At 71.8% G+C, this 20,961-nt stretch carries 22 protein-coding genes and 6 tRNA genes; 12 read left to right on the top strand and 16 right to left on the bottom strand.

What is annotated here, in order from left to right:
- Window positions 1-3: 3 nt before the first annotated feature.
- From OG607_RS38945 to OG607_RS38920, 6 genes are all read right to left on the bottom strand, one after another.
- Complete coding sequence (locus OG607_RS38945) at window positions 4-564, bottom strand: hypothetical protein (protein ID WP_405734017.1); 561 nt, start codon at window positions 562-564, stop codon at window positions 4-6.
- A 4-nt stretch (window positions 565-568) separates the two neighbouring features.
- Window positions 569-1,429, bottom strand: coding sequence for a carbohydrate ABC transporter permease (locus OG607_RS38940; RefSeq protein WP_405734015.1), 861 nt, complete (start codon window positions 1,427-1,429; stop codon window positions 569-571).
- The gene (locus tag OG607_RS38935; RefSeq protein ID WP_405734013.1) at window positions 1,426-2,415 is read right to left on the bottom strand and encodes a carbohydrate ABC transporter permease; all 990 of its coding nucleotides are present in this window, start codon (window positions 2,413-2,415) and stop codon (window positions 1,426-1,428) included. The genes OG607_RS38940 and OG607_RS38935 overlap by 4 nt, the downstream gene beginning before the upstream one ends.
- Before the next feature lie 64 nt (window positions 2,416-2,479).
- Complete coding sequence (locus tag OG607_RS38930) at window positions 2,480-3,724, bottom strand: ABC transporter substrate-binding protein (RefSeq protein ID WP_405737349.1); 1,245 nt, start codon at window positions 3,722-3,724, stop codon at window positions 2,480-2,482.
- 280 nt (window positions 3,725-4,004) lie between these two features.
- Window positions 4,005-4,076 (bottom strand) — tRNA-Val (locus OG607_RS38925).
- A 63-nt stretch (window positions 4,077-4,139) separates the two neighbouring features.
- A complete protein-coding gene (locus OG607_RS38920; protein ID WP_405734011.1) occupies window positions 4,140-4,583 on the bottom strand; it encodes a TIGR02611 family protein in 444 nt (147 codons plus the stop codon).
- A gap of 190 nt (window positions 4,584-4,773) precedes the next feature.
- Here OG607_RS38920 and OG607_RS38915 point away from each other — a divergent pair, with 190 nt between their 5' ends.
- On the top strand, window positions 4,774-5,187 hold the full coding sequence (locus OG607_RS38915; RefSeq protein WP_003959770.1) for an SsgA family sporulation/cell division regulator: 414 nt from the start codon (window positions 4,774-4,776) through the stop codon (window positions 5,185-5,187).
- A 170-nt stretch (window positions 5,188-5,357) separates the two neighbouring features.
- The gene (locus tag OG607_RS38910; RefSeq protein WP_405734009.1) at window positions 5,358-5,921 is read left to right on the top strand and encodes a CGNR zinc finger domain-containing protein; all 564 of its coding nucleotides are present in this window, start codon (window positions 5,358-5,360) and stop codon (window positions 5,919-5,921) included.
- Between the two features lie 27 nt (window positions 5,922-5,948).
- Here OG607_RS38910 and OG607_RS38905 read toward each other — a convergent pair whose 3' ends face one another.
- Both OG607_RS38905 and OG607_RS38900 read right to left on the bottom strand, forming a co-directional pair.
- Complete coding sequence (locus tag OG607_RS38905; RefSeq protein ID WP_329320213.1) at window positions 5,949-6,086, bottom strand: hypothetical protein; 138 nt, start codon at window positions 6,084-6,086, stop codon at window positions 5,949-5,951.
- Between the two features lie 201 nt (window positions 6,087-6,287).
- Window positions 6,288-6,722 (bottom strand): hypothetical protein, encoded by a 435-nt coding sequence (locus tag OG607_RS38900; protein WP_405734007.1) that lies wholly within the window; start codon window positions 6,720-6,722, stop codon window positions 6,288-6,290.
- Between the two features lie 101 nt (window positions 6,723-6,823).
- On the opposite strand from OG607_RS38900, the gene OG607_RS38895 reads away from it, so the two are divergent.
- Window positions 6,824-7,324 carry a DsbA family protein gene (locus tag OG607_RS38895; RefSeq protein ID WP_405734005.1) on the top strand — a complete coding sequence of 167 codons (501 nt, stop codon included), beginning with the start codon at window positions 6,824-6,826 and terminating at the stop codon, window positions 7,322-7,324.
- A gap of 127 nt (window positions 7,325-7,451) precedes the next feature.
- Here OG607_RS38895 and OG607_RS38890 read toward each other — a convergent pair whose 3' ends face one another.
- Genes OG607_RS38890 through OG607_RS38880 form a run of 3 tightly spaced genes read right to left on the bottom strand, consistent with a single transcriptional unit; the run spans window position 7,452 to window position 10,200 of the window.
- Complete coding sequence (locus OG607_RS38890) at window positions 7,452-8,282, bottom strand: GNAT family N-acetyltransferase (RefSeq protein WP_405734003.1); 831 nt, start codon at window positions 8,280-8,282, stop codon at window positions 7,452-7,454.
- Window positions 8,279-9,043 carry an aminotransferase class IV gene (locus OG607_RS38885; protein WP_405737347.1) on the bottom strand — a complete coding sequence of 255 codons (765 nt, stop codon included), beginning with the start codon at window positions 9,041-9,043 and terminating at the stop codon, window positions 8,279-8,281. The genes OG607_RS38890 and OG607_RS38885 overlap by 4 nt, the downstream gene beginning before the upstream one ends.
- Window positions 9,044-9,102: 59 nt before the next feature.
- A complete protein-coding gene (locus tag OG607_RS38880; protein ID WP_405734001.1) occupies window positions 9,103-10,200 on the bottom strand; it encodes a chorismate-binding protein in 1,098 nt (365 codons plus the stop codon).
- Window positions 10,201-10,376: 176 nt separating this feature from the next.
- Here OG607_RS38880 and OG607_RS38875 point away from each other — a divergent pair.
- The 5 genes from OG607_RS38875 to OG607_RS38855 all read left to right on the top strand — a co-directional run bounded on the left by OG607_RS38875 (window position 10,377) and on the right by OG607_RS38855 (window position 10,834).
- Window positions 10,377-10,449, top strand: a tRNA-Gly gene (locus tag OG607_RS38875).
- A gap of 33 nt (window positions 10,450-10,482) precedes the next feature.
- Window positions 10,483-10,553: transfer RNA gene (locus OG607_RS38870), tRNA-Cys, on the top strand.
- A gap of 4 nt (window positions 10,554-10,557) precedes the next feature.
- A tRNA-Val gene (locus OG607_RS38865) sits at window positions 10,558-10,629 on the top strand.
- A gap of 31 nt (window positions 10,630-10,660) precedes the next feature.
- Window positions 10,661-10,732 (top strand) — tRNA-Val (locus tag OG607_RS38860).
- A gap of 30 nt (window positions 10,733-10,762) precedes the next feature.
- A tRNA-Val gene (locus tag OG607_RS38855) sits at window positions 10,763-10,834 on the top strand.
- 121 nt (window positions 10,835-10,955) lie between these two features.
- Here OG607_RS38855 and OG607_RS38850 read toward each other — a convergent pair.
- The 4 genes from OG607_RS38850 to OG607_RS38835 all read right to left on the bottom strand — a co-directional run bounded on the left by OG607_RS38850 (window position 10,956) and on the right by OG607_RS38835 (window position 13,344).
- Window positions 10,956-11,258, bottom strand: coding sequence for a zf-TFIIB domain-containing protein (locus tag OG607_RS38850; RefSeq protein WP_405733999.1), 303 nt, complete (start codon window positions 11,256-11,258; stop codon window positions 10,956-10,958).
- Window positions 11,259-11,295: 37 nt separating this feature from the next.
- Window positions 11,296-12,240 (bottom strand): phosphotransferase family protein, encoded by a 945-nt coding sequence (locus OG607_RS38845; protein WP_405733997.1) that lies wholly within the window; start codon window positions 12,238-12,240, stop codon window positions 11,296-11,298.
- Window positions 12,241-12,417: 177 nt separating this feature from the next.
- On the bottom strand, window positions 12,418-12,621 hold the full coding sequence (locus OG607_RS38840; RefSeq protein ID WP_405733995.1) for a hypothetical protein: 204 nt from the start codon (window positions 12,619-12,621) through the stop codon (window positions 12,418-12,420).
- 480 nt (window positions 12,622-13,101) lie between these two features.
- Entirely contained in the window at window positions 13,102-13,344 is a 243-nt protein-coding gene (locus OG607_RS38835; protein ID WP_405733993.1) for a hypothetical protein, read from the bottom strand.
- 206 nt (window positions 13,345-13,550) lie between these two features.
- On the opposite strand from OG607_RS38835, the gene OG607_RS38830 reads away from it, so the two are divergent.
- From OG607_RS38830 to OG607_RS38815, 4 genes are all read left to right on the top strand, one after another.
- Window positions 13,551-14,762: a protein kinase domain-containing protein gene (locus OG607_RS38830; RefSeq protein ID WP_405737344.1), complete on the top strand. Its 1,212-nt coding sequence runs from the start codon at window positions 13,551-13,553 to the stop codon at window positions 14,760-14,762.
- Between the two features lie 125 nt (window positions 14,763-14,887).
- A complete protein-coding gene (locus OG607_RS38825; RefSeq protein ID WP_405733991.1) occupies window positions 14,888-16,105 on the top strand; it encodes an acyl-CoA dehydrogenase family protein in 1,218 nt (405 codons plus the stop codon).
- Window positions 16,102-17,232, top strand: coding sequence for an acyl-CoA dehydrogenase family protein (locus tag OG607_RS38820; protein WP_405733989.1), 1,131 nt, complete (start codon window positions 16,102-16,104; stop codon window positions 17,230-17,232). The genes OG607_RS38825 and OG607_RS38820 overlap by 4 nt, the downstream gene beginning before the upstream one ends.
- 319 nt (window positions 17,233-17,551) lie before the next feature.
- Window positions 17,552-19,963, top strand: a complete 2,412-nt coding sequence (locus tag OG607_RS38815) for a hypothetical protein (protein ID WP_405733987.1) — start codon at window positions 17,552-17,554, stop codon at window positions 19,961-19,963.
- Here the strand turns inward: OG607_RS38815 and OG607_RS38810 are convergent.
- Window positions 19,944-20,759 (bottom strand): TrmH family RNA methyltransferase, encoded by an 816-nt coding sequence (locus tag OG607_RS38810; protein WP_405733985.1) that lies wholly within the window; start codon window positions 20,757-20,759, stop codon window positions 19,944-19,946. The genes OG607_RS38815 and OG607_RS38810 overlap by 20 nt on opposite strands.
- Window positions 20,760-20,961 lie beyond the last annotated feature (202 nt).

The following is a 20,961-nucleotide window of genomic DNA, read 5'->3' as shown; positions in this document are numbered from 1 at the left end:
CCCTCAGCCGCCGATACGCCGTTCCACCGCCACCGCGGCCCCCGCCAGACAACCCAGCGCCGGCACCGCCAGCGGCAGCAGCATCCAGCCCGCCACCGCGACCACCGCCAGCCCGCCCAGCAGCAGCATCGAGCCCCCGGGGTCGGAGGCCACCGCCCGCCGGGCGACCGCCGCCGGGGCCTGCGGCCAGCAGGCCGCCGCACGGAGCCCCACGACGACCAGCGCCGACCCGCCCACCACGCTGACGGCGGCCATCACCCGCTCGCCCGGGAGCAGTCCGGACCCCGCCACCGCCCAGTCGAAGGCCAGCAGCCCGAGCCCGGCCCACCACGCCAGCGACCAGCGCCACCCGGTCCGGGTCGCGGCCACCACCCCGGCGGCGAACTCCCGCCATCCGGCCCGCTCGCCGTCCAGGTACCGCCGCAGATGGCCGCACGCGGCGGCGAACGCGGGCAGCAGCGTCACCAGCGGCAGCGCGGCGACCACCAGCCATGCCCCGGTGAGCATGCACTCGGCGAAGAGCGCGAACCGCGAGTAGCGCGCGTACCGCTGCCTCACGACCACCGGCTCAGCCCTTCAGCCCGGAGGTCGCCGCGCCCTCGACCAGATAGCGCTGGAAGGCGAGGAAGAACAGCAGCACCGGCACCAGCGCGGCCAGCGACATCGCCACCATGCCGCCGTAGTCGGCGATGCTGTCCTGGTCGATGAACATCTTCAGGCCCAGCGAGACGGTGTATTTCTCCGGCTCGTTGAGATAGAGCAGCGGCCCGAGGAAGTCGTTCCACGACCAGATGAAGGTGAAGATCGCGCTGGTGATCAGCGCCGGCCGGCACAGCGGCAGCACGATGCTCCAGTAGATCCGCAGATGCCCGCAGCCGTCCAGGCGCGCCGCCTCGTCCAGCTCCCTCGGCAGATTCCGCATGAACTGCACCATCAGGAAGACGAAGAAGGCGTCCACCGCCAGGTACTTGCCGAGCAGCAGGGGCACATAGGTGTTGATGAGCCCCAGCTTCTGGAACAGCACGTACTGCGGAATGATCAGTACGTGGTACGGCAGCAGCAGCGTGCCGATCATCAGCGTGAACAGCAGATTCCGCCCCGCGAAACGGATCCGCGCGAACGCGTACGCCGCCAGGGAGCAGGAGAAGAGCACCCCCACCACCGAACCCAGCGCCACGAAGAGCGAGTTCACGAAGAACGAGTAGATCGGGATGTCGGCGATGCCCTCGGTGAGCCGCCGGTAGTTCGCGGCGATCGGGTGGCCGGGCAGCAACTGCAGGCTGCCGATGATCTGGTCGCCGGGCTTGAGCGAGGCGCCGATGACCCAGACCACGGGGTAGAGGACCACGGCCAGCAGAGCCAGCGCCCCGAGGTGCCAGGCGACGGAGCGCGCGTTGCGACGGCCGGAAGCGGTGAGCGTGGTGGTCATCGGGCCCCCGTCCCCTCTTCCTCGTAGTGCACCCACAGCTTCTGGGTGCGGAACAGTACGGCCGTCACCAGGGCGATGCCGAGCAGCAGCATCCAGGCCATCGCGGAGGCGTAGCCCATCCGGAGCTGCTGGAAGCCCTGGTCGTAGAGGTACCAGGTGTAGACGAGCAGCGAGCCGCCCGGACCGCCCGCCTGGCCGCCGCCGGGGCCGGCGATGACCAGGGCGGAGGTGAAGACCTGGAAGGAGTGGATGATCTCCAGAAGCAGATTGAAGAAGAGCACCGGCGAGATCATCGGCAGCGTGATGGAACGGAACCGCCGCCAGGAGCTCGCGCCGTCCACCTCCGCCGCCTCGTACAGCTCGCGCGGCACCTGTTTCAGCCCGGCCAGGAAGATCACCATCGGCGCGCCGAACTGCCACACGGACAGGGCGACCAGGGTCGGCATCGACCAGTCCGGGTCGCCGATCCAGCCGTCGGTGTGCAGGCCGAACAGCCTGCCCGCCTGGTCCACGACCGCGTCCTTGCTGAACAGCGCCCGCCAGACGATGCCGACGCTGACGCTGGCCCCGATCAGCGAGGGGGCGTAGAAGGCCGAGCGGTAGAAGGCCTGTCCCTTGCGGGGTCTGACCAGCAGCAGGGCGACGCCGAGCGCCACGGCCAGCTTGAGCGGGGTGGCGACCAGCACGAAGACCGAGGTCACCCGCACCGACTTCCACCAGCGCTCGTCGGCGAACATGTCCTGGAAGTTCTGCAGCCCGACCCACTTCGGGGAGTCGAAGAGGTTGTACGAGGTGAAGGACAGGTAGAGCGAGACCAGCATCGGACCCAGCGTCAGCAGCAGTATCCCGATGCACCACGGGGTCAGGAACAGGTAGCCGGCCAGGGTCTCCCGGCCGCTGCCCCGCCGCCGCGCGGTGGCGGCGGGGCGGCCGGGCGCGGCGTCGCGCGGGGCGACGGCGCGAGCGGGCGTCTGGGTGTGTGACACGGGGATCCCCCTCAGGACCTCAGGAGTCTCAGGAGTCTCGGGAGTCGCGGGAGTCGCGGGACCTTCAGGAACCGAGCGCGGTCTTCGCCTCGCTGAAGAAGGTGCTCACGCCCTTGTCCACCGAGGTGGTGCCCTGCGCGATCTCGCCGTAGATCCGCAGCAGCGACGCCTCGCAGACATCCGCGCCCGCCGGGTGCGGGGTGATCGGCTCGATGACCCCGGCGGCGGCGACCTCCTTCTCGTACGCGGCGACCTGGGCGTCCACCCCGGTCGGGGTGTACGCGTCGAACTGCGCGTTGGTCGGCAGGACGCCGCGGTTGTAGCCCATGATCTTGCCGACCCCGGGGTCGTGGGTCATGAAGTCGATGAACTGGGCGACCTCCTTGGGGTGCTTGGTGCGGGCCGAGCCGCTCAGCATCAGCGAGGAGATGTACTGCCCGGTCTTCTTCCCGTCCGTGGTCGGGATCGGCGCCAGTGCCAGCGCGGTCTTGGTCTCCGCCCCGTAGCGGACCAGGAAGTTGTCCCAGGTGAACTCCGACGCCGACAGATCGGCGCTGACCGAGGACTTGGGCTTGACCTGCTCGCTCTTCTTCGCCGGGACCAGATCGCCGGCCTTGTTGGCGGCGAGGTGGTCGCCCCACCACAGCCTGAGGTCGTCCTCGGTGAAGCCGAGCGTCTTGTCGGCGGTGAAGAAGGCCTTGCCGTGCTGGCGCAGGTAGAGGTCGTACAGATACATCACGCCGCCGTTGTCGCTGGCGCCGTAGAGGCCGTCCTTGGCCTCGCTGATCTTCTTGACGGCGGTGTTGTACTCGTCCCAGGTCCAGCCGAGCTTGGGCGTGACGCCGACCTTCTTGAACTCGGCGGGGTTGTAGACCAGGGCGAAGGTGTTGCCGCCGACGGGCACGCCGAGCAGCTTGCCGTCGATGTCGCCGGCCTTCTCCAGGCCCGCACGGAAGTCCTTGAGGCTCAGATTCCCGGCCTTGACCTGCGAGTTGAGATCCAGCAGAAGATTCTTTTCACCGTACTTACGCAAGAATGCGACGGAGTTCTGGAAGACGTCCGGCGCATTTCCGCCGGCCGCCTGCGTGTTGAACTTCGTCCAGAAATCACCGTATTCCTGGAAGTCCGTCTTGACGGTGATGTTCGGATGCTTCTTCTCGAAGAGCGTGATCGTCTTCTTGATCAGCTCGGCCCGGTCCGCGGCGCCCCACCATGAGTAACGGATCGTCACCTTTCCATCCGCCGAACTCCCGCTGCCGCCGCCGCAGCCGACCGCCAGTAACCCGAGGGCGACGACCCCGACCCCCATCGTCCTCAGTGCGCGCACACTCCGTCGAACGTTCACGACACGCCCCCTTCGGGCAGTTGAAACGTTTAAGGCAAGCGCTTGCCGTGAAACGTTAAAGAGCGCCTCACAGGACGTCAATGGTTCTGACACAGGAATCTGCAGGCGCATGACAACCGCACACGAGAGGCCGCAGGCCGGAACGCCGAAGGGCCCGGAAGCCTCTCGGCTTCCGGGCCCTCGGTCCGGGAATCAAACGGTGTGCGCGCCAGCGCCCCTTGGAAGGGCGGTGGCGGGCGACGGGTGGGCGATACTGGGATCGAACCAGTGACCCCTTCGGTGTGAACGAAGTGCTCTCCCGCTGAGCTAATCGCCCCGGTGCGCGCACAACATTACCGCACCTCAGCGGCCGCTCCGACCATGGCGGCGACCTGCCGGTTCAGCTGGCGTTCCACGGCATGACGAAGCCGTAGCGCTCCAGGTAGACCGCCGCCAGCACCCCGATGATCACCAGGCCGACCGTGGTCAGGATGATGTTCCGGCGCCGCACCGCCGGGTCCAGCGCCCGCTGCGCGGCCTCGGTCACCTTGCGCCGGGTCCAGCGCAGCACGAGCTGCGCCCACACGAACTCGGTCGCCCAGATCGCCATGCCGGCGAAGATCACCACCCAGCCCGGCCCCGGCAGCGGCAGCAGCACCACCCCGAGGGCCACCACCGCCAGGCCGACCAGGAACACCACGACCTGCCAGCTCAGATGCAGCGCCCGCGACCGCCTGATGAAGTGCGGCGCCCTCGAACCCAGGGGCCGTTCGGAGCCCTCGCCCCCGGGTTCGCCCTCATCGTTACCCACAGCCACCTCACGCTCGTCACTCTCCGCAGTCACATGTACAAACGTACCCGACCGACGACGATCACCGGAATGGCCTTCCGGGCGATATCGGAACTCCGCCGGATGAGGTACCAGAAGCCTCACAAACCAGTCAGAGGGGTTTACAACGTCCCCGCTGGTGGCATGTCGATTTCGCCGACGTGCGAATCCCCGAGCGCACACTGAGCGAAAGGCCCTGGCGCTTATGAACACCACGGTCAGCTGCGAGCTGCACCTGCGCCTCGTTGTGTCGAGCGAATCGTCACTGCCCGTCCCGGCGGGCCTGCGGTACGACACGGCCGATCCGTATGCCGTGCACGCCACCTTCCACACCGGTGCCGAGGAAACGGTCGAATGGGTATTCGCCCGCGACCTGCTCGCCGAGGGGCTGCACAGGCCCACCGGCACCGGAGACGTCCGTGTCTGGCCGTCCCGCAGCCACGGCCAGGGCGTCGTGTGCATCGCCCTGAGCTCCCCCGAGGGGGAGGCCCTGCTCGAAGCCCCCGCGCGGGCCCTGGAGTCGTTCCTGAAGCGGACCGACGCCGCCGTGCCACCGGGCACCGAGCACCGTCACTTCGACCTGGACACGGAGCTCTCCCACATCCTCGCGGAGAGCTGAGGTTCCACCCGCCCGTCCGTGGCCGTACTGATCTCGGGGGTACGGCGCGGACACGAGCCCGAGCACGAGCACAAGCACGAGAGCCGCTGTTCCGGAGCACAGCTCCGAGGCAGCGGCTCTCGCGCTAAAGTCACCGGAACGCCCGCCATATCCGGCCAGGGAGCGATTCCGTGCTGATCAACCATGACACCAAGTGCGCCCTCGACTCCGTCGTGGATCTGATCAACACCGGCCCCGAGTACGACGGCCACGAGGGCCTGCCGGACGTCGCCGCGCTCCAGGCCTTTGTCGAGCGCAACGACGTCAGCGAGGTCGGCCCGCTCCTTGAGCCGGACCTCAAGGCGGTACGGGAGGTACGCGACCGCTTCGCCCAGGTCTTCGCGGCCACCACCACCCCCGAGGCCGCCGCACTGATCAACACCCTGGTCGCCGAGGCCGGCACCACCCCCCGGCTCACCGACCACGACGGCTACGACTGGCACGTCCACTACTTCGCCCCCGGCGCCTCCCTCGCCGACCACCTCGCCGCCGACGGCGGCATGGCGCTCGCCTTCCTCCTCGTCGGCGACGAGCGCGAGCGCCTTCGGCGCTGCGACGCACCGGACTGCCGGCGCGCCTTCGTCGACCTGTCCCGCAACCGCTCCCGCCGCTACTGCGACAGCCGCACCTGCGGCAACCGGCTCCATGTGGCGGCGTACCGGGCCCGGCGGCGCGAGGCGGAAACGGCGAGCTGACGCCGCCCGGAGGTCAGCGGGCGGAGGTCAGAAGAACGGCCGGATGTCGCACAGCGCCCCGATGCCGATGAGCCCGCCGATCACGGTCAGGAACAGCATCAGCGGCGGCTGGGACAGGGCGAACAGGCAACCCCGGGGCTCGTTGTTCTCTGCTTCTGCTTCCATGGCCCCAGGGATGATCGTGAGTCGCTCGGCGGGGGAAGCGAACTCGCACAACCGTACGCCCCTGGGCATGCCAAATACCGCTCAGGGGGCGGCAGTTGAGGTCGCCACGGCGATGATCGCGCAGGCCGGGGCGGGCGCGCGACCAACACGCGCACCCTCAGGGATGATCTCAGTATGTGGACCTGTGAGTCTCAGATCCGTTCAGATTCCGCGCCGTTTGAGGATTTCTTCGACATCACTGAAGTCGGACAGATCGGACGTGGCCTGCGCTCGCTTCGACTTCGGCAGCGCGGGGGCGGCCGAGGCCGGGGCCACCGCCGCCGCGCCCCGCCCCCTGCCCTTCTCCTTGCGGCGGCCGGCCGCGAACCGGCTCCCCGCGTAGAGCACCACCGACACCGCCAGCACGCCGAAGCCCGCCCACACGGACGGCTTGAAGACCAGGTCGGACGCCCAGCTGCCGACCGCCTTCCCCACCTTGCTCCCCAGGGTGACCAGCCCCGTCATGTACAGGCCGACCGGCAGCAGGGCGAACGCGGCGGTCCGTACCGCGGCCAGATAGCGCTTGCGGTAAGCCGTGAGCAGGGCGATGGCCAGACCCGCCGCCGACAGCGCGACACACACGGTCGAAGTGAGCATGCCTCCATCGTGCACCCGGCCCCGCCGTCCGGGCCACGGTGCCGAGGCGGGATCAGGGTCATCTCCGGGGCGCCTCCTCCGCGAGTGGGAGACTGTCCGTCATGAACGACGCTTCCTCCCCTGTGCTCGAATACTGGTGCGAGCTGCAGTGCCCCGACTGCGCCACCGCCCTGGACGACCTGCGCGCCCTGCGGGCCAAATACGGCGACGCGCTGGTCATCCAGCTCCGCCACTTCCCCCTGGAGAAGAACAAGCACGCCTACGCCGCGGCCCAGGCCGCCGAGGAGGCCTTCGTCCAGGGCAACGGCTGGGCCTACACCGAGGCCGTCCTCGCCCGCGCCGGCGAACTCGGCACCCGAGGCGAGAAGCTGCTCGTCGAGATCGCCGCCGAGGTCGGCCTCGACGCCGACGAGGTCGACACCGCACTCGTCGACGGCCGCCACCTGCTCGTCGTCGACGCCGACCAGGCCGAGGGCAAGGCCATCGGCGTCACCGGCACGCCCACGTACGTCATCGGCGGCGAGCGGCTCGACGGCGGCAAGAGCCAGGACGGCCTGCGCCTGCGCATCGAGGCCATCGCCGACCGCCTGCTCGTGCGGTGACCGGAATGCGTTCGCCGGGTTGCGCAGCCCGCCGGCTGCGCTTTGTCCTCAATCGCCGGACGGGCTGAACAGCCCGTCCGGCGATTGAGGACGGAACCGGCCACCCGGACAGGCCCGAACGCCAGGCTCAGAGCAGCGGCTTGCTGAAGTGGTGCTCGGTCGGCTGGTAGCCCAGGGAGTCGTAGAGCCGCACGGCAGGCGTGTTGGCGGTGTAGACGTTGAGGCCGAGGGTGGGGACGCCGGCGACGGCGCATTCGCGTTCGGCGGCGAGCATGAGGGAGCGGCCGTGGCCGTGGCCCCGGTGGGCGGGGTCGATGGTGATGAGGAAGACCCAGGCGGGGACTGCGAGGCGGAGCCAGAGATGGCCGACGTCGGCGCCGTGGTGGGAGAGGACGCGCAGGGCCGTGTGAGGGGTGGCGGGGCCGTCGGGGAGAGCGGCGCGGTAGTCGGCGTCGGCGAGCGCGGCGGCCCGGGCCGGGGTCAGGCCCCGGTCGATCCAGCTCTGGACGTAGGCGGCGCGTTCGCGCTCGTCCCAGGCGGCGTATTCGGCCCCGTTCATGGGGCGGACGGCGCTGCCCTCCGGAAGGCCGGCAGGCGAGGCCGCCACCGGCTTGGCCATGGCCCGGTTGCACTCGACGTAGCCGAGTGCGGCGGCGAGCCGGAGCGCGACGGGGGCGTCCGGGGTGTCGGCGGGGACGCTGACGTCGATCCGGCGGCAGCCCCAGCCGCGCAGGACCTCCTCGGCGGCGAGAGCGGCCACCGTGCCCCGGCCGCGCCGCCGGTCTGCGGGCTCGATGCTCAGGCCCTTGATCCGGCCGACTTCCGGTCCGAAGCGGGCGTCCGTGCCGACGGTGATCTCGCCCACCGGGCGGCTGTTGACGCACACGGTGAAACGGCGGGAGCGCACTCCGTCGGCCCCCCGCCGCTCCGGCTCGGCGGGGCGCAGCGTCGTGGTCATGGGTTCACGTCGGCGGCGGCGCGCTCGGCGAAGATGCGCATCGCCTTGGCGGTGACAGGGCCCGGGGCGGCGGCGACGGGGCGGCCGTCGACGGAGTGCACGCTCTGGACGTCGCGCAGGGTGGAGGTCAGGAAGACCTCCTCGGCCTCCTGAAGCGCGTCCAGCGGGAGGTCGGCCTCCTCGGCGCCGCTCCAGTCGGCGACCAGCTCGCGGGTGATGCCGGCCAGGCAGCCGGAGGCGAGCGGCGGGGTGAGGAGCTTGCCGCCGATGACGACGAAGACGTTGGAGCCGGTGCCCTCGCAGAGCCGGCCCCGGGTGTTGGCGAAGAGGGCCTCGGAGGCGCCGTGCCGGTGTGCCTGGGCGAGGGCGACGACGTTCTCGCCGTACGAGGTGGTCTTGAGCCCGGCCAGGGCGCCCTTCTCGTTGCGGGTCCAGGGCACCGTGACGACGGCGGTGGTATCGGGCCGTGCGGCGGCGGTGCCGAGGGCCACGACGAGTGTCGGGCCGGTGTCGCCGCGCTCGGAGCCGAGCGGGGAGGTGCCGCCGGTGTAGGTGACGCGGAGCCGGCCGAGCGGCATGGGGTTGGCCTCCAGGACCGCGGCGCAGGCGTCGCGGACCTCTTCGAGGTCGGGCTCGGGCAGCCCGAGGCCGCGCGCGGAGCGGGCGAGGCGCCGCAGGTGGCGGTCGAGGGCGAAGGCGGTGCCGTCCACGGCCTTGAGTGTCTCGAAGACGCCGTCGCCGACGGTCAGCCCGTGGTCCATGACGGACACGGTGGCCGCGTCCGCGTCCCGGAGCCCCCCGCCGACCCAGATGCTGCTGCTCACTGCGTCTCCTCGTAAGTCGTCTCGTACTGCGCCGGGTACTGCGCCCCGTACTCCCCCGACGCTACCGCCAGCAGCCGGGCCGCCTTCAGCTCGGTCTCGTCCCACTCCCGCTCCGGGTCCGAGCCCCAGGTGATGCCTGCTCCGGTCCCGAAGCGCAGAAACGGTTCGCCGGGCTGCGTACGGTCGATCCAGAAGGTACGGATGCCCACCGCCAACTCGCCCGTGCCCCGGTCGGCGTCAACCCAGCCGATGCCGCCGCAGTAGGGGCCACGCGGGGCGGGCTCCAGTTCCTCGATGATGCGCAGGGCGCTGGACTTGGGGGCGCCGGTCACCGAGCCGGGCGGGAAGGCCGCCGCGAACAGCTCCGCCCAGCCGGCGCCCTGGCGCAGCTCGCCGCGCACGGTGGACACCAGGTGGACCAGCCCCGGGTGCTTCTCCACCACGCACAGCTCGGGGACGGTGACACTGCCGGTGACGCAGACCCGGCCGAGGTCGTTGCGGACCAGGTCCACGATCATCACGTTCTCGGCATGGTCCTTGGGCAGCAGGTCCGCCTCCGTCCGTCCGGTGCCCTTGATGGGCCCGGACTCGACCTCGGAGCCCCGGCGGCGCAGGAACAGCTCCGGAGAGGCGGTGGCGATCTCGACCCCGTGCCCGGGCAGCCGGATCGTTCCCGCGTACGGGGCGGGGTTGCCGTGCGCCAGCAGCGCGGTGAGGGCGTCCACGTCCGCGTCGGGCGCGATCGGCGCCGACAGCACCCGGCACAGGTTGGCCTGGTAGACCTCGCCGGCCGCGATGTACTCGCGTATGCGGCGTACGCCCGCGGTGTACGCCTCCCGGTCGAGGGAGGAGGTCCAGTCGGCCTGAGCCGGCCCGCGCCAGCGACCGGCCGGCACATCCCGCACACCCCGCGTGGGCCTCGCGGCCGGTTCCGGACGTACGTCCCCGAAGCGCGCGCACACCGTCCGCCCCTCGAAACCGGCGGCCACCGCCCAGAAGCCGGCGGAGTCCAGAGCGGCGGGGTCGGTGGTGACATCGCGCAGGTCGGAGGCGACAAGGCCGCCGAACCTGGCCATGGGAGCGAGGTCGGGCACGGGGGTTCCTGGATCGGTCGGGAGGGTCTGCTGCGAGTGTAGAACCGGGGCGGACGAGGAGATGCCCTGGTCACCTGCCCGGCACGCTGCGGAAACGCGTTTTGGAGGCGGCGCGGGAATCCGCTAGAGTTCAACACGTCGCCGGGACGCGGAAGCGCCCCGGGCAAACGGCACCTGCGGACGTAGCTCAGTTGGTAGAGCGCAACCTTGCCAAGGTTGAGGTCGCCAGTTCGAACCTGGTCGTCCGCTCGGAGTGGGGGATTCTTCCCGAGCCCCTGCGTTGGTGGAGTGGCCGAGAGGCGAGGCAACGGCCTGCAAAGCCGTCTACACGGGTTCAAATCCCGTCTCCACCTCTACGGACGATTAGCTCAGCGGGAGAGCGCTTCCCTGACACGGAAGAGGTCACTGGTTCAATCCCAGTATCGTCCACTGGGCCCGCGAGGGCCCTTGTTGTATCCCCGCGCGATTAGCTCAGCGGGAGAGCGCTTCCCTGACACGGAAGAGGTCACTGGTTCAATCCCAGTATCGCGCACGCAGTACGCGGCACCACCCGCAGCACCGAGGACGATTAGCTCAGCGGGAGAGCGCTTCCCTGACACGGAAGAGGTCACTGGTTCAATCCCAGTATCGTCCACAGTCGATCCCCAGGTCAGCCTTCACGGCAGGCCTGGGGATCTTGTCGTTTCCGGCACCACCGCACCGCAGTCGGCACGGATGAGACCGACTCGTCGCCTCATCCGTGCCGACGGCACGCGTCAGGACGAGAACAGCATGTGCCCCAGGCTGCGGTGCTTGTGGTGGCCGTAGTGGCCGCCGTGGCCGCCGTGCTGCGGGGCGCCCCAGGCGGGAGCGTGCTGCTGGGGGTACGCCTGCGGCGGGGCGGCCGGGTAGGCCTGCGGCGGCGGGGCGGGCTGGGCGGCGTACTGGCCCTCGATGCGGGTCAGCGCCTCGAGCTCGCCATAGTCCAGGAAGATCCCCCGGCAGTTGCCGCACTGCTCGATCTGGACGCCGTTGCGGTTGAACGTCTGCATCGGGCCATGGCACTTGGGACAGTGCATCGTCGGCTCAACTCCTTGCTCAGCTGGGTCGGTCGGTTCACGATACTTCCGCGATGCGGCGGCAGGTATCGAGGACGGCTTGTTCTGTTTCGTCGAGTACGCGGCCTTCCTCCGCGCACTTGGCCACCGCGATCGCCGCGGTCTGCGCGGCCAACGCGCGGGCCGGCACATCGAGATACGGCCACGGGTCACCGTCCGCCGGCACGGCGGCCCCGCCCGCGGCCCGGTACGCGCCCAGGAAACGGGCCCACACCTCGGGCTCCAGCACCCCGGCGGCGAACCACATCGCCGGGCGGGCCAGATCCCAGGCGGGCTCGCCCACACCGAGGTCGTCCACATCGATCAGCCGCCAGGGGCCGTACGGCGCGGGGTGCCGGACGAGTTGGCCCAGGTGCAGGTCGCCGTGGCAGAGGGTGCGGGTGCGGGGCGTGTCCGGCGGCGGGGCCTCGTCGCGGGCCCAGGCCGGCAGGGCGGCCCAGACCCGCAGTACGGCGGGGTCGGGCCGCCCTGCCGCGCGCATCCTCGCCAGGGCCGCGGCCGCCTTCGCCGGGCCGCGCATCGGCGGCAGGGCCCGGCCCCCGGCCGGCCCGGCGGGCGGAATCGCGTGCAGCCGGGCGAGGAGCACGGCGGCCTCCTCCCACGGCGCGGCGTCGGGGTCGGTGTGCCGGGCCACCGGCTCTCCGTACGGCCAGGCCGTCACGGGCCGGCCGTCCGCGACCGCGTTCAGCGACAGGGGCAGCGGGGCGAGCAGGATCCCGGCCAGCAGCGGGTGAGCGGCCACGCCGACGCGCTGGGCCAGGGCCTCGCGGTCGGTGCCGGGGGCGTGCGCCTTGAACACGGTGTCGCCGAAGCGGACGACGGTGCTGTCGCTGCGCTCGGCCAGCACCTCGATGTCCTGCACCAGGCCGGTCACCAGCCCGCGCAGAGCCCGGTCCACGGCCGGCGGCGCCGGCTCGGCCGCGCTCACTGTTCGCTCCCGCATACGTTTTCGTCCCTCCCCCGCCAGTCAAACACGCCGCGAACCCGCGAACCGGCGATGCCCAGGTACCCGTTGCTGGGTACCTGGGCATCACATGCCGTCCGCCGGACCCCCGTCCCCACGGGGTTTCGTCACCGGTATCCCCGACCCGGACCGCTCTTCCGGGTCTGGGGCGATCTGTCAGCGCCCCATAAGACCGGCCACGGACGACGCTTGAGTGACCACCGCCTGCCAGCCGCCGAAGACCACGACGAGCAGCACCGCGAGCGGCAGCACCATCGCCACCGCCACCAGCGGATGCCGGGTGCCCGACGGACGTATCCCGATCGCGGCGATCCTGCTGCCGCGAGTCGGACGCACCGTACGGCTCACCGTGTTCGCCATGGCCCTCTCCTGCTCACTGGTGGTCCGGGGCGGCGGGCGTTGACCTCGGGGGACGAGTACTCCGCCCGCCGCTTGACCTAAAGACTAGGGACGCGCGCCGCCCCGGTCGTCATGCCGTCGTACCGACTCCCGGGCCTCCATGAGGATGACTCCAGGAGGTCGCACATACTCCGCTGGGTGGAGGCGACCCCGACGGTTGCAGTAGCCACCCCGGCCACGGCCCGGCGGATGGAATCCGACGCAGCCGCCCCGAAGCCAGCGAAGCGCCCGCGAGGGCGGCACGAAAAAGGGGCCCGCTGGGTGGAGGCGACCCCGACGGTTGCGGTAGCCACCCCGGCCACGGCCCGGCGGATGGAATCCGACGCAGCCGCCCCGAAGCCAGCGAAGCGCCCGCGAGGGCGGCACGAAAAAGGGGCCCGCTGGGTGGAGGCGACCCTGACGGTTGCAGTAGCCACCCCTGACGGTTGTAGTAGCCACCCGTCACGCCGGGGCGCCTTCGTCCGGCTGGTCCCTGGGTACGGGCTGCTCGACCAGGGCCAGTACGCGGGTGGCCATGAAGCGGGCGGTGCGGACCACGGAGCCGCTGCGAGTGACCTCGCTCACTTCGACGACCCCGCGGCGGACCGCTGTCTCTACCCGGCGCCCGGCCCTGGTGGCGATCACCTCATAGGTCCGGGTGGTGTCCCCGGCGTCCACGACTATCTCCACACGATCACCTTTCACGGCGTCAATCCCCCTAGCGCGACAGTCCGTTGATGGTGAGAACCCGGTCCTCCGGCCGCAGCCGGCGGACCTTTTCCCGTACAACCAGGATCTCACCCGGCACTGACAATCCCCCGTCCGGCGCATGCGCGGCCTATCAGCACACCGGGCGCTCTATCCGTAAGCTGTGGGCGTCAGAACTGGGCAGCCAGGCAGCGGGGATGGACATGACGATGATGCGGCTCCGGCGCGAGGATCCGCGTGTCGTCGGCTCGTTCCGGCTGCACAGGCGGCTGGGCGCCGGCGGCATGGGCGTGGTCTACCTCGGCGCGGACAAGCGCGGGCAGCGGGTGGCCCTGAAGGTGATCCGTCCTGAGCTGGCCGAGGACCAGGAGTTCCGGTCCCGGTTCGCCCGTGAGGTGTCGGCGGCGCGGCGGATCCGGGGCGGCTGTACGGCCCGGCTGGTGGCGGCCGATCTGGACGCGGACCGGCCGTGGTTCGCCACGCAGTATGTACCCGGGCCCTCGCTGCACGACAAGGTCGGCCAGCAGGGCACGCTGAGCGCGGCCGAAGTCGCCTCGATCGGCGCGGCCCTGGCGGAGGGTCTGGTGGCGGTCCATGAGGCGGGCGTCGTGCACCGGGATCTGAAGCCGTCGAACATCCTGCTGTCGCCCAAGGGCCCCCGGATCATCGACTTCGGCATCGCCTGGTCGACGGGCGCGAGCACGCTCACCCATGTCGGCACCGCCGTCGGCTCGCCCGGCTTCCTCGCGCCCGAGCAGGTGCGGGGCGCGGCGGTCACCCCGGCCACCGACGTCTTCGCGTTCGGGGCGACGCTGGCGTACGCGGCGACCGCGGACTCGCCGTTCGGGCAGGGCAGTTCCGAGGTGATGCTCTACCGCGTCGTGCACGAGGAGCCGGATCTGAGCGGGGTGCCGGATTCGCTGGCGCCGCTGGTCTACGCGTGTCTCGCGAAGGATCCCGGGGACCGGCCCAGCACGGTCCAACTGTCCGAGCGGCTCTCGGAGATCGCGGCCCGGGAGGCCCGCGGGCTGAGCACGCCGCCCGCCGCGCGGGGCCCGGAACGGCCGACCGGGGCCCGGGCCCAGGCGTACGTGGAGCAGCGCACGGAGCGGCGTACGGCGGCGGACGGCACGTCCTCCTCGGCGGGGGCCGGTTCCGCCGCGCGGCATACGCCGCGGCCGACGGTGCGGGCGACGGGCCCGGGTGCCGGCACGGGCCGTACGCCGGTGCCGGCCCCGCGGACCCCGGCGGGACGGCGTCCCGTGCCGCCGCGGGGCGACCGGCGGCTGCTGCGGCAGCGGCTCATCGTGTTCGTCGTGGTGACCCTTCTGGTCGCGCTCGGCATCGCCGCGGCCCAGGGGTGCCAGGGCCCCCCGCGCGGCATCGGCCGCGTCGCGGCTCCGCCGCAGCACTGACGGGCCCGAACAGGCCCTGAGCCCGGACCCCACCAACGCCGGACAGCCCGCGCGGCTTGTCCGGAGGCTCAGCGGCGGGTACGTTACTAAGCGCTTGCTTAGACGGGACAAGGAAGGCGCGGCGTATGACGACAGCGGAAGAGTTGCGCGACGGGGTACGGACGCTGGTCGCGGCGCACGACCCGGGGACGACGGGACGACTGGAGTTCCTGCGGGCGCGGTTCGACGCGGGGCTGGCGTGGGTGCACTACCCGGAGGGCCTCGGGGGGCTGGGCGCGCCGCGTGGGCTGCAGGACGTCGTGGAGGCCGAGCTGGCGGCCGCCGGAGCGCCGGACAACGACCCGAAGCGGATCGGGATCGGGCTGGGGATGGCCGCGCCGACCGTCCTGCGGTTCGGGACGGACGAGCAGAAGGCACGCTGGCTGCGCCCACTGTGGACCGGCGAGGAGGTGTGGTGCCAGCTGTTCAGTGAGCCGGGCGCCGGCTCCGACCTGGCGGGGCTCCGCACCAGGGCGGTCCGGGACGATGGGGGTACCTCCCGCTCGAGCGAAGCCGAGAGTGGGGGAGACTGGATCGTCACCGGCCAGAAGGTCTGGACGTCGAACGCGCACAACGCGCGCTGGGCCATCCTGATCGCCCGCACCGACCCGGACGTGCCGAAGCACCAGGGCATCACGTACTTCGTGTGCGACATGACCGACCCCGGCGTCGAGGTGCGGCCGCTGCGGCAGATCACCGGCGAGGCCGAGTTCAACGAGGTGTTCCTCACCGGCGTACGGATCCCGGACGCGCACCGCCTCGGCGCGGTCGGCGACGGCTGGCGGGTCGCGCAGACGACGCTGAACAACGAGCGGGTCGCGATCGGCGGCCAGGCCATCCCCCGCGAGGGCGGCATGATCGGCAATGTCGCGGCGACCTGGCGTTCGCGCCCCGAGCTGCGCACCCCGGACACGCACGACCGGCTGCTGCGGCTGTGGGTGGACTCCGAGGTGGCCCGCCTCACCGCCGAAAGGCTGCGCCAGCAGCTCGCCGTCGGAGCGCCCGGCCCGGAGGGGGCGGGCATCAAGCTGGCCTTCGCCCGCCTGAACCAGCAGCTCAGCGGGCTGGAGGTGGAGCTGCTCGGCGAGGACGGGCTGCGCTACAGCGACTGGACGATGACCCGCCCCGAGATCGTCGACTTCTACGGACGGGACGCGGGCTACCGCTATCTGCGGGCCAAGGGCAACTCGATCGAGGGCGGTACGTCGGAGATCCTCCGCAACATCGTCTCCGAGCGCGTGCTCGGCCTGCCCTCGGAGCCCCGTACGGACAAGGACGTCGCCTGGAAGGACCTGCCCCGATGAGCTCGACCGTCGATCTGCTGTACACCGAGGTCGAGGACGACCTCCGCTCCGCCGTGCGCGCCCTGCTGGCCGACCGCTGCCCGCATTCCGCCGTGCTCGCCCGGATCGAGAGCGACACCCCGTACGACCCGGCGCTGTGGCGGACCCTGGGCCAGGAGCTCGGCCTGGCCGGGCTGCTGGTGCCCGGGAAGCTGGGCGGCCAGGATGCTTCGGCGCGCGAGGTGGCCGTGGTGCTGGAGGAGCTGGGGGCGGCCGTGGCGCCGGTGCCGTTCCTGGGCAGCGCGGTGCTCGCGACCTCGGCCCTGCTGGCGGCGGGCACCGAGGCCGCCGACGCGCTCGTGACCCGGCTGGCCTCGGGCGAGGCCGTCGCGGCGCTGGCCGTGCCGCTGCCCACCGCCCCCGGCGCGGCCTTCCCGGGCGGCGTACGGGTGGAGGCGGACGGCACCCTCACCGGCCGCGTGACCAGCGTCGCGGACGCCCAAGCCGCCGGCGTACTCGTCGTGCCGGCCGTCGGCCCGGACGGGCAGCCCGGCCTGTACGAGGTCGCCGCCGACGCCCCCGGCGTACGGATCTCCGCCCCCGTGTCGCTGGACCTCACCCGCCCGGTCGCCGACATCGAGTTCTTCGCGGCGCCCGCCCGTCTCCTCGCCGGCCCCACCAGTGCGGCGCTCGCCCTGAACCGGGCGCTCCTCACCGGCGCGGGACTGCTGGCCTCGGAGCAGCTGGGCGTGGCCCAGTGGTGCCTGGACGAGACGGTGCGCTACCTGGGTGAGCGGCACCAGTTCGGGCGCGTCGTCGGCTCCTTCCAGGCCATCAAGCACCGCCTGGCCGACCTCTGGCTGGAGGTCGTCTCCGCCCGCGCCGCCGCCCGCAACGCCGCCGACGCGCTCGCCACGAACACCCCGGACGCGCCCATCGCGGTCGCCGTCGCCCAGGCGTACTGCTCGTCGGTCGCGGTGCACGCCGCCGAGGAGGCCGTCCAGCTGCATGCCGGCATCGGCATGACCTGGGAGCACCCGGCCCACCTCTACCTCAAGCGCGCCAAGGCCGACGAGATCGCACTGGGCACCCCGGGCCGCCACCGGGCTGCGCTCGCCGGGCTGGTCGATCTGCCGCCGGCCGGCTGATCCGGGCTTCAGGGCCGGACAGTCCCTAGGGCCTGTCCGGCGGATCTCCTCGGGAGAAGGAGCGGCCCGCCGCGCCAGCGGCTGATGTCTCTGTGGCGCCTGAGATCGCAAGGCGGAGGAGGGAAGCGACGTGGTGGGGGCACCTCCCAGCGTCTAGCTGGGGGACGTCGTTGACCGACGACAACGCCGCGAGCGCTGGTGCCAGGGCAAGCGACGCCGCGGCCACGCCGCGCCAGCGGCACATGGACCGCAGTCGCCGGACAGGCCCTGACCCGTTCGGCGTATGGCATTGGAGCCCCCGGGCCCGAATGCTGAGGACATGCCGGATGTGACGGAGATTCGCGTACACGGCGTCAGCGGTACGCCGCCGGAGGACCTGCTGCAGATCCAGCCGCTGCGGCAGGTCGACGGCGATGACACCGCCCGCTTCCTGCGGCGCTCCCGGGCGCCGCAGGAACCGCCGGTGCGGGAGGCGTTCCACTGGGGGTCGATGACCTCCGGGTCGGTGTCGAAGGCGCTGTGGCTGCTGCTCGCGCCGTTCGGGGTGCTCAATCTCTCGCGGTACACGCTGCCGATGGCGCCGGGCGACACATCGCACAGGGCGGCCCGCCGCACCGCCGACGCCGCCCTGCGGCTGCTCGGCCTGGTGCTGACGGTGCTGCTCACCACGGCCGTCGCCTTCGTCGCCATCGACCTCGTCGCCTGGCAGTGCGGCGGCAGTGCCCGCTGTACGAGCGCGAACGCCTGGCTGCCGTTCTCCGGCCGCACCACCTGGGCGTGGCGGCTGCCGCTGGGCGCGGCCGGGCCGGCGCTGCTGATCGCCCTGCTGACCTGGTTCGGCCGCCAGGTCTACCTGTATCCGCCGCCGGGGGCCGGGGCTCCCGAGCCGTGGCCCGACGCGGTCGGGGCGCTCGACCAGGAGGCCTTCTGGGCGACGTCACCGCGCGCGCCCATGCTGAGGGTGTTCCACACGACGGCCGCCACGGCCGTGGTGGTGATGCTGGTCGCGCATCTGACCATCCGTCCGGTGGCCGGGCTGAGGAAGTCGCAGGACTGGGCGGACAACGCCCTGTGGGTGCTCTTCCTCGCCGCCGCGGTCATCGCCCTGGTCTGCGCGGTCCTCACCCTGACCGGCCATCACCCCCGCGCGCCGCAGTGGGATCCGACCGGCCGCGACACCATCGCGATTCCGCCCTGGTGCCTGTGGCAGCGCCGCCTCGCCTGGGCGATGCTCCTGGCGACCGTCGTGATCGCCGCGGTGTTCGGGGCCCATGCCGACCCCCGGGGCGTATCGCGCCGGCCGGTCCATCTGAGCGGCTTCGACTGGGCCTTCGGCGTGCTGTACGCCGGCAGCGCCGTGCTGCTGCTGGTGCTGCTCGGGGCCACCGTTCTGCTGCGTACGACCCTCCCGCCCGCCGACGAGGTCCCGCGGCCCTTCCGCGCCCTGTGGGGAGGGCTGGCCTGTCCGGCGATCGCGGGCTTCGCGGTGCTGCTGGCGACCGGCTTCACCTCGGGCTTGGCGCTGCAGACGGCGCGGCTGCTGGGCCGTCTCGTGGAACCCGCGGAGAGCGCCGGCAGCACAAAGGACCACGCGGTCTCCCTCGTGCTGCCCGATCTCATCCATGTGACCGCGCTGCTGTGGGCCGCCGTGGTCGCGGCGGCGGTGCTGCTGGCCGCGGCCGTGACATGGCGCCGTTTCCGCCCGGAGCTGAGGCTCGACTACACCGCGCGCATCCACCAGGACTACGCCCCCGGGGAACCGGGCAACCGCACCACCGGGCGCATCGCGGGTTCCTGGAGCGGGGCGGCGCTGAAGTACCGGCTCCCGTCGAAGCTGGCCTGGCTGGGCACCGCCGGCTTCCTGGCCGCCGTCGTCCAGGGCGGCCTCGGCTGGTACGCGGTGCTGCCCGGCCCGGACCGGAGCTTCGACTGGATCCAGGACCACCTGTACAGATACCGCTTCTTCGGCGTGGCCGACGACATCGGCGCCTGGGCCCTGACCGGACTCGCCGCCGGGCTGGCGTTCCTGGGCGTCCGCGCCTTCCGCAGCCCGCAGTGGCGGCGCCGCACCGGCATCCTGTGGGACCTGCTGGCCTTCTGGCCGCGCCTGGCGCACCCGATCGTCCCGCCCCCGTACGGCGGCCGCGCGGTGCTGGCGCTCGCCCAGCGGGTCCGCGACAAGGCCCAGGACGGCGGCAAGGTCGTGCTGTCGGGGCACAGCCAGGGCAGCCTGATCTGTGCGGCCACCGCCATGCTGCTGGGGCGGGACACCCCCTCGCCCCTCCCCCGCCTCGCGCTGCTGACGCACGGCTCACAGCTGATGTGGGCGTATCCGAGACTCTTCCCGGCGTACGCAGGACATCGACGGCTCCGTGAGCTCTACGAAGCCGGGCTGGACGGCCGCTGGCGCAACCTGCACCGCTGGACCGACCCCCTCGGCGGCCCCGTCCTGGCCGCGCCCACGACCGGCCCCGTGGGCCCCGTACTGCCGGAGAGCGTCCCGTGGCAGGCCATCGACGGAGCCCAGGTCAACGCCTCCACCCCCGTCGCGGGCGACGGCCACTGGCTGCGCCGGCTCGGCCCGGAGATCCAGCTCCGCGACCCCGCCCAGGTCACCGCCGCCGCGGACACACCCGTGTCGCCGCTGCGCGGGCACAGCTCGTACTACGCGGATCCGGCCTATGACGTCGTGGTGACGGAGCTTCTCGGCCTCATCGCGGACGTGCCGTAGCGACCGCGTAGAAGGCCACGGCGGCCGCCGCGCCGACATTGAGCGAATCGACCCCGTGCGCCATCGGGATCCGTACCCATTCGTCGGCGGCCACCAGCGCCTGCGTGGACAGCCCGTCGCCCTCCGCGCCCAGCATGAGTGCCACCCGGTCCAGCCGGTGCGGGGCGGCCTCGTCGATGTCGGTGGCCTTGTCGTCGGGAGTGAGCGCGAGCAGTTTGAAGCCGGCCTCGCGCACCGTTTCGAGGCCGCGCGGCCAGGTGTCGAGCCGGGCGTAGGGGACGGAGAAGACGGCTCCCATCGAGACCTTCACCGAACGCCGGTAGAGGGGGTCGGCGCAGTCCGGGGAGAGCAGGACGGCGTCCATGCCCAGGGCCGCGGCGCTGCGGAAGATGGCGCCGATGTTGGTGTGGTCGTTGACGGCCTCCATGATCACCACGCGCCGCGCACCGCCCAGCAGTTCGTCGGCGGACGGCAGCGGCCGCCGCTGCATGGACGCCAGCGCGCCCCGGTGCACGTGATAGCCGGTGACGCGCTCGGCGAGCTCCGGGGTGACCGCGTAGACCGGCGCGGGTACCTCGTCGATGACATCGCGCATCAGATCGACCCACTTCGCCGACAGCAGCATCGAGCGCATGCGGTAACCGGCGTGACGGGCGCGCCGGATCACCTTCTCGCCCTCGGCGATGAACAGCCCTTCGGCCGGCTCGCGTCGGCGCCGCAGCTCCACATCGGTCAGCGAGGTGTAGTCGTGCAGACGCGGGTCGTCGGGATCGTCGATCGTGATGAGCTCAGCCACAGGGTGATACTGCCTTGTCCGAAGTACGGTGCCAATGCCGGGGACACCGGAAGTTACCGGCGGTTAGGCCCTGTCTTGTGGATCTCCGTGGGGAAGGAGCGGCCCGCCGCGCCAGCGGCTGATGTCTCTGCGGTGCCTGTGATCGCAAGGCGGAGGAGGGAGGCAACGCGGTGGGGGCACCTCCCAGCGTCTAGCTGGGGGA

It is taken from the genome of Streptomyces sp. NBC_01537, from assembly GCF_045040445.1.
GTDB lineage: Bacteria > Actinomycetota > Actinomycetes > Streptomycetales > Streptomycetaceae > Actinacidiphila.
Note: the sequence above shows the minus strand (reverse complement) of the source record. Positions and strands in the feature narration are given on the sequence as shown.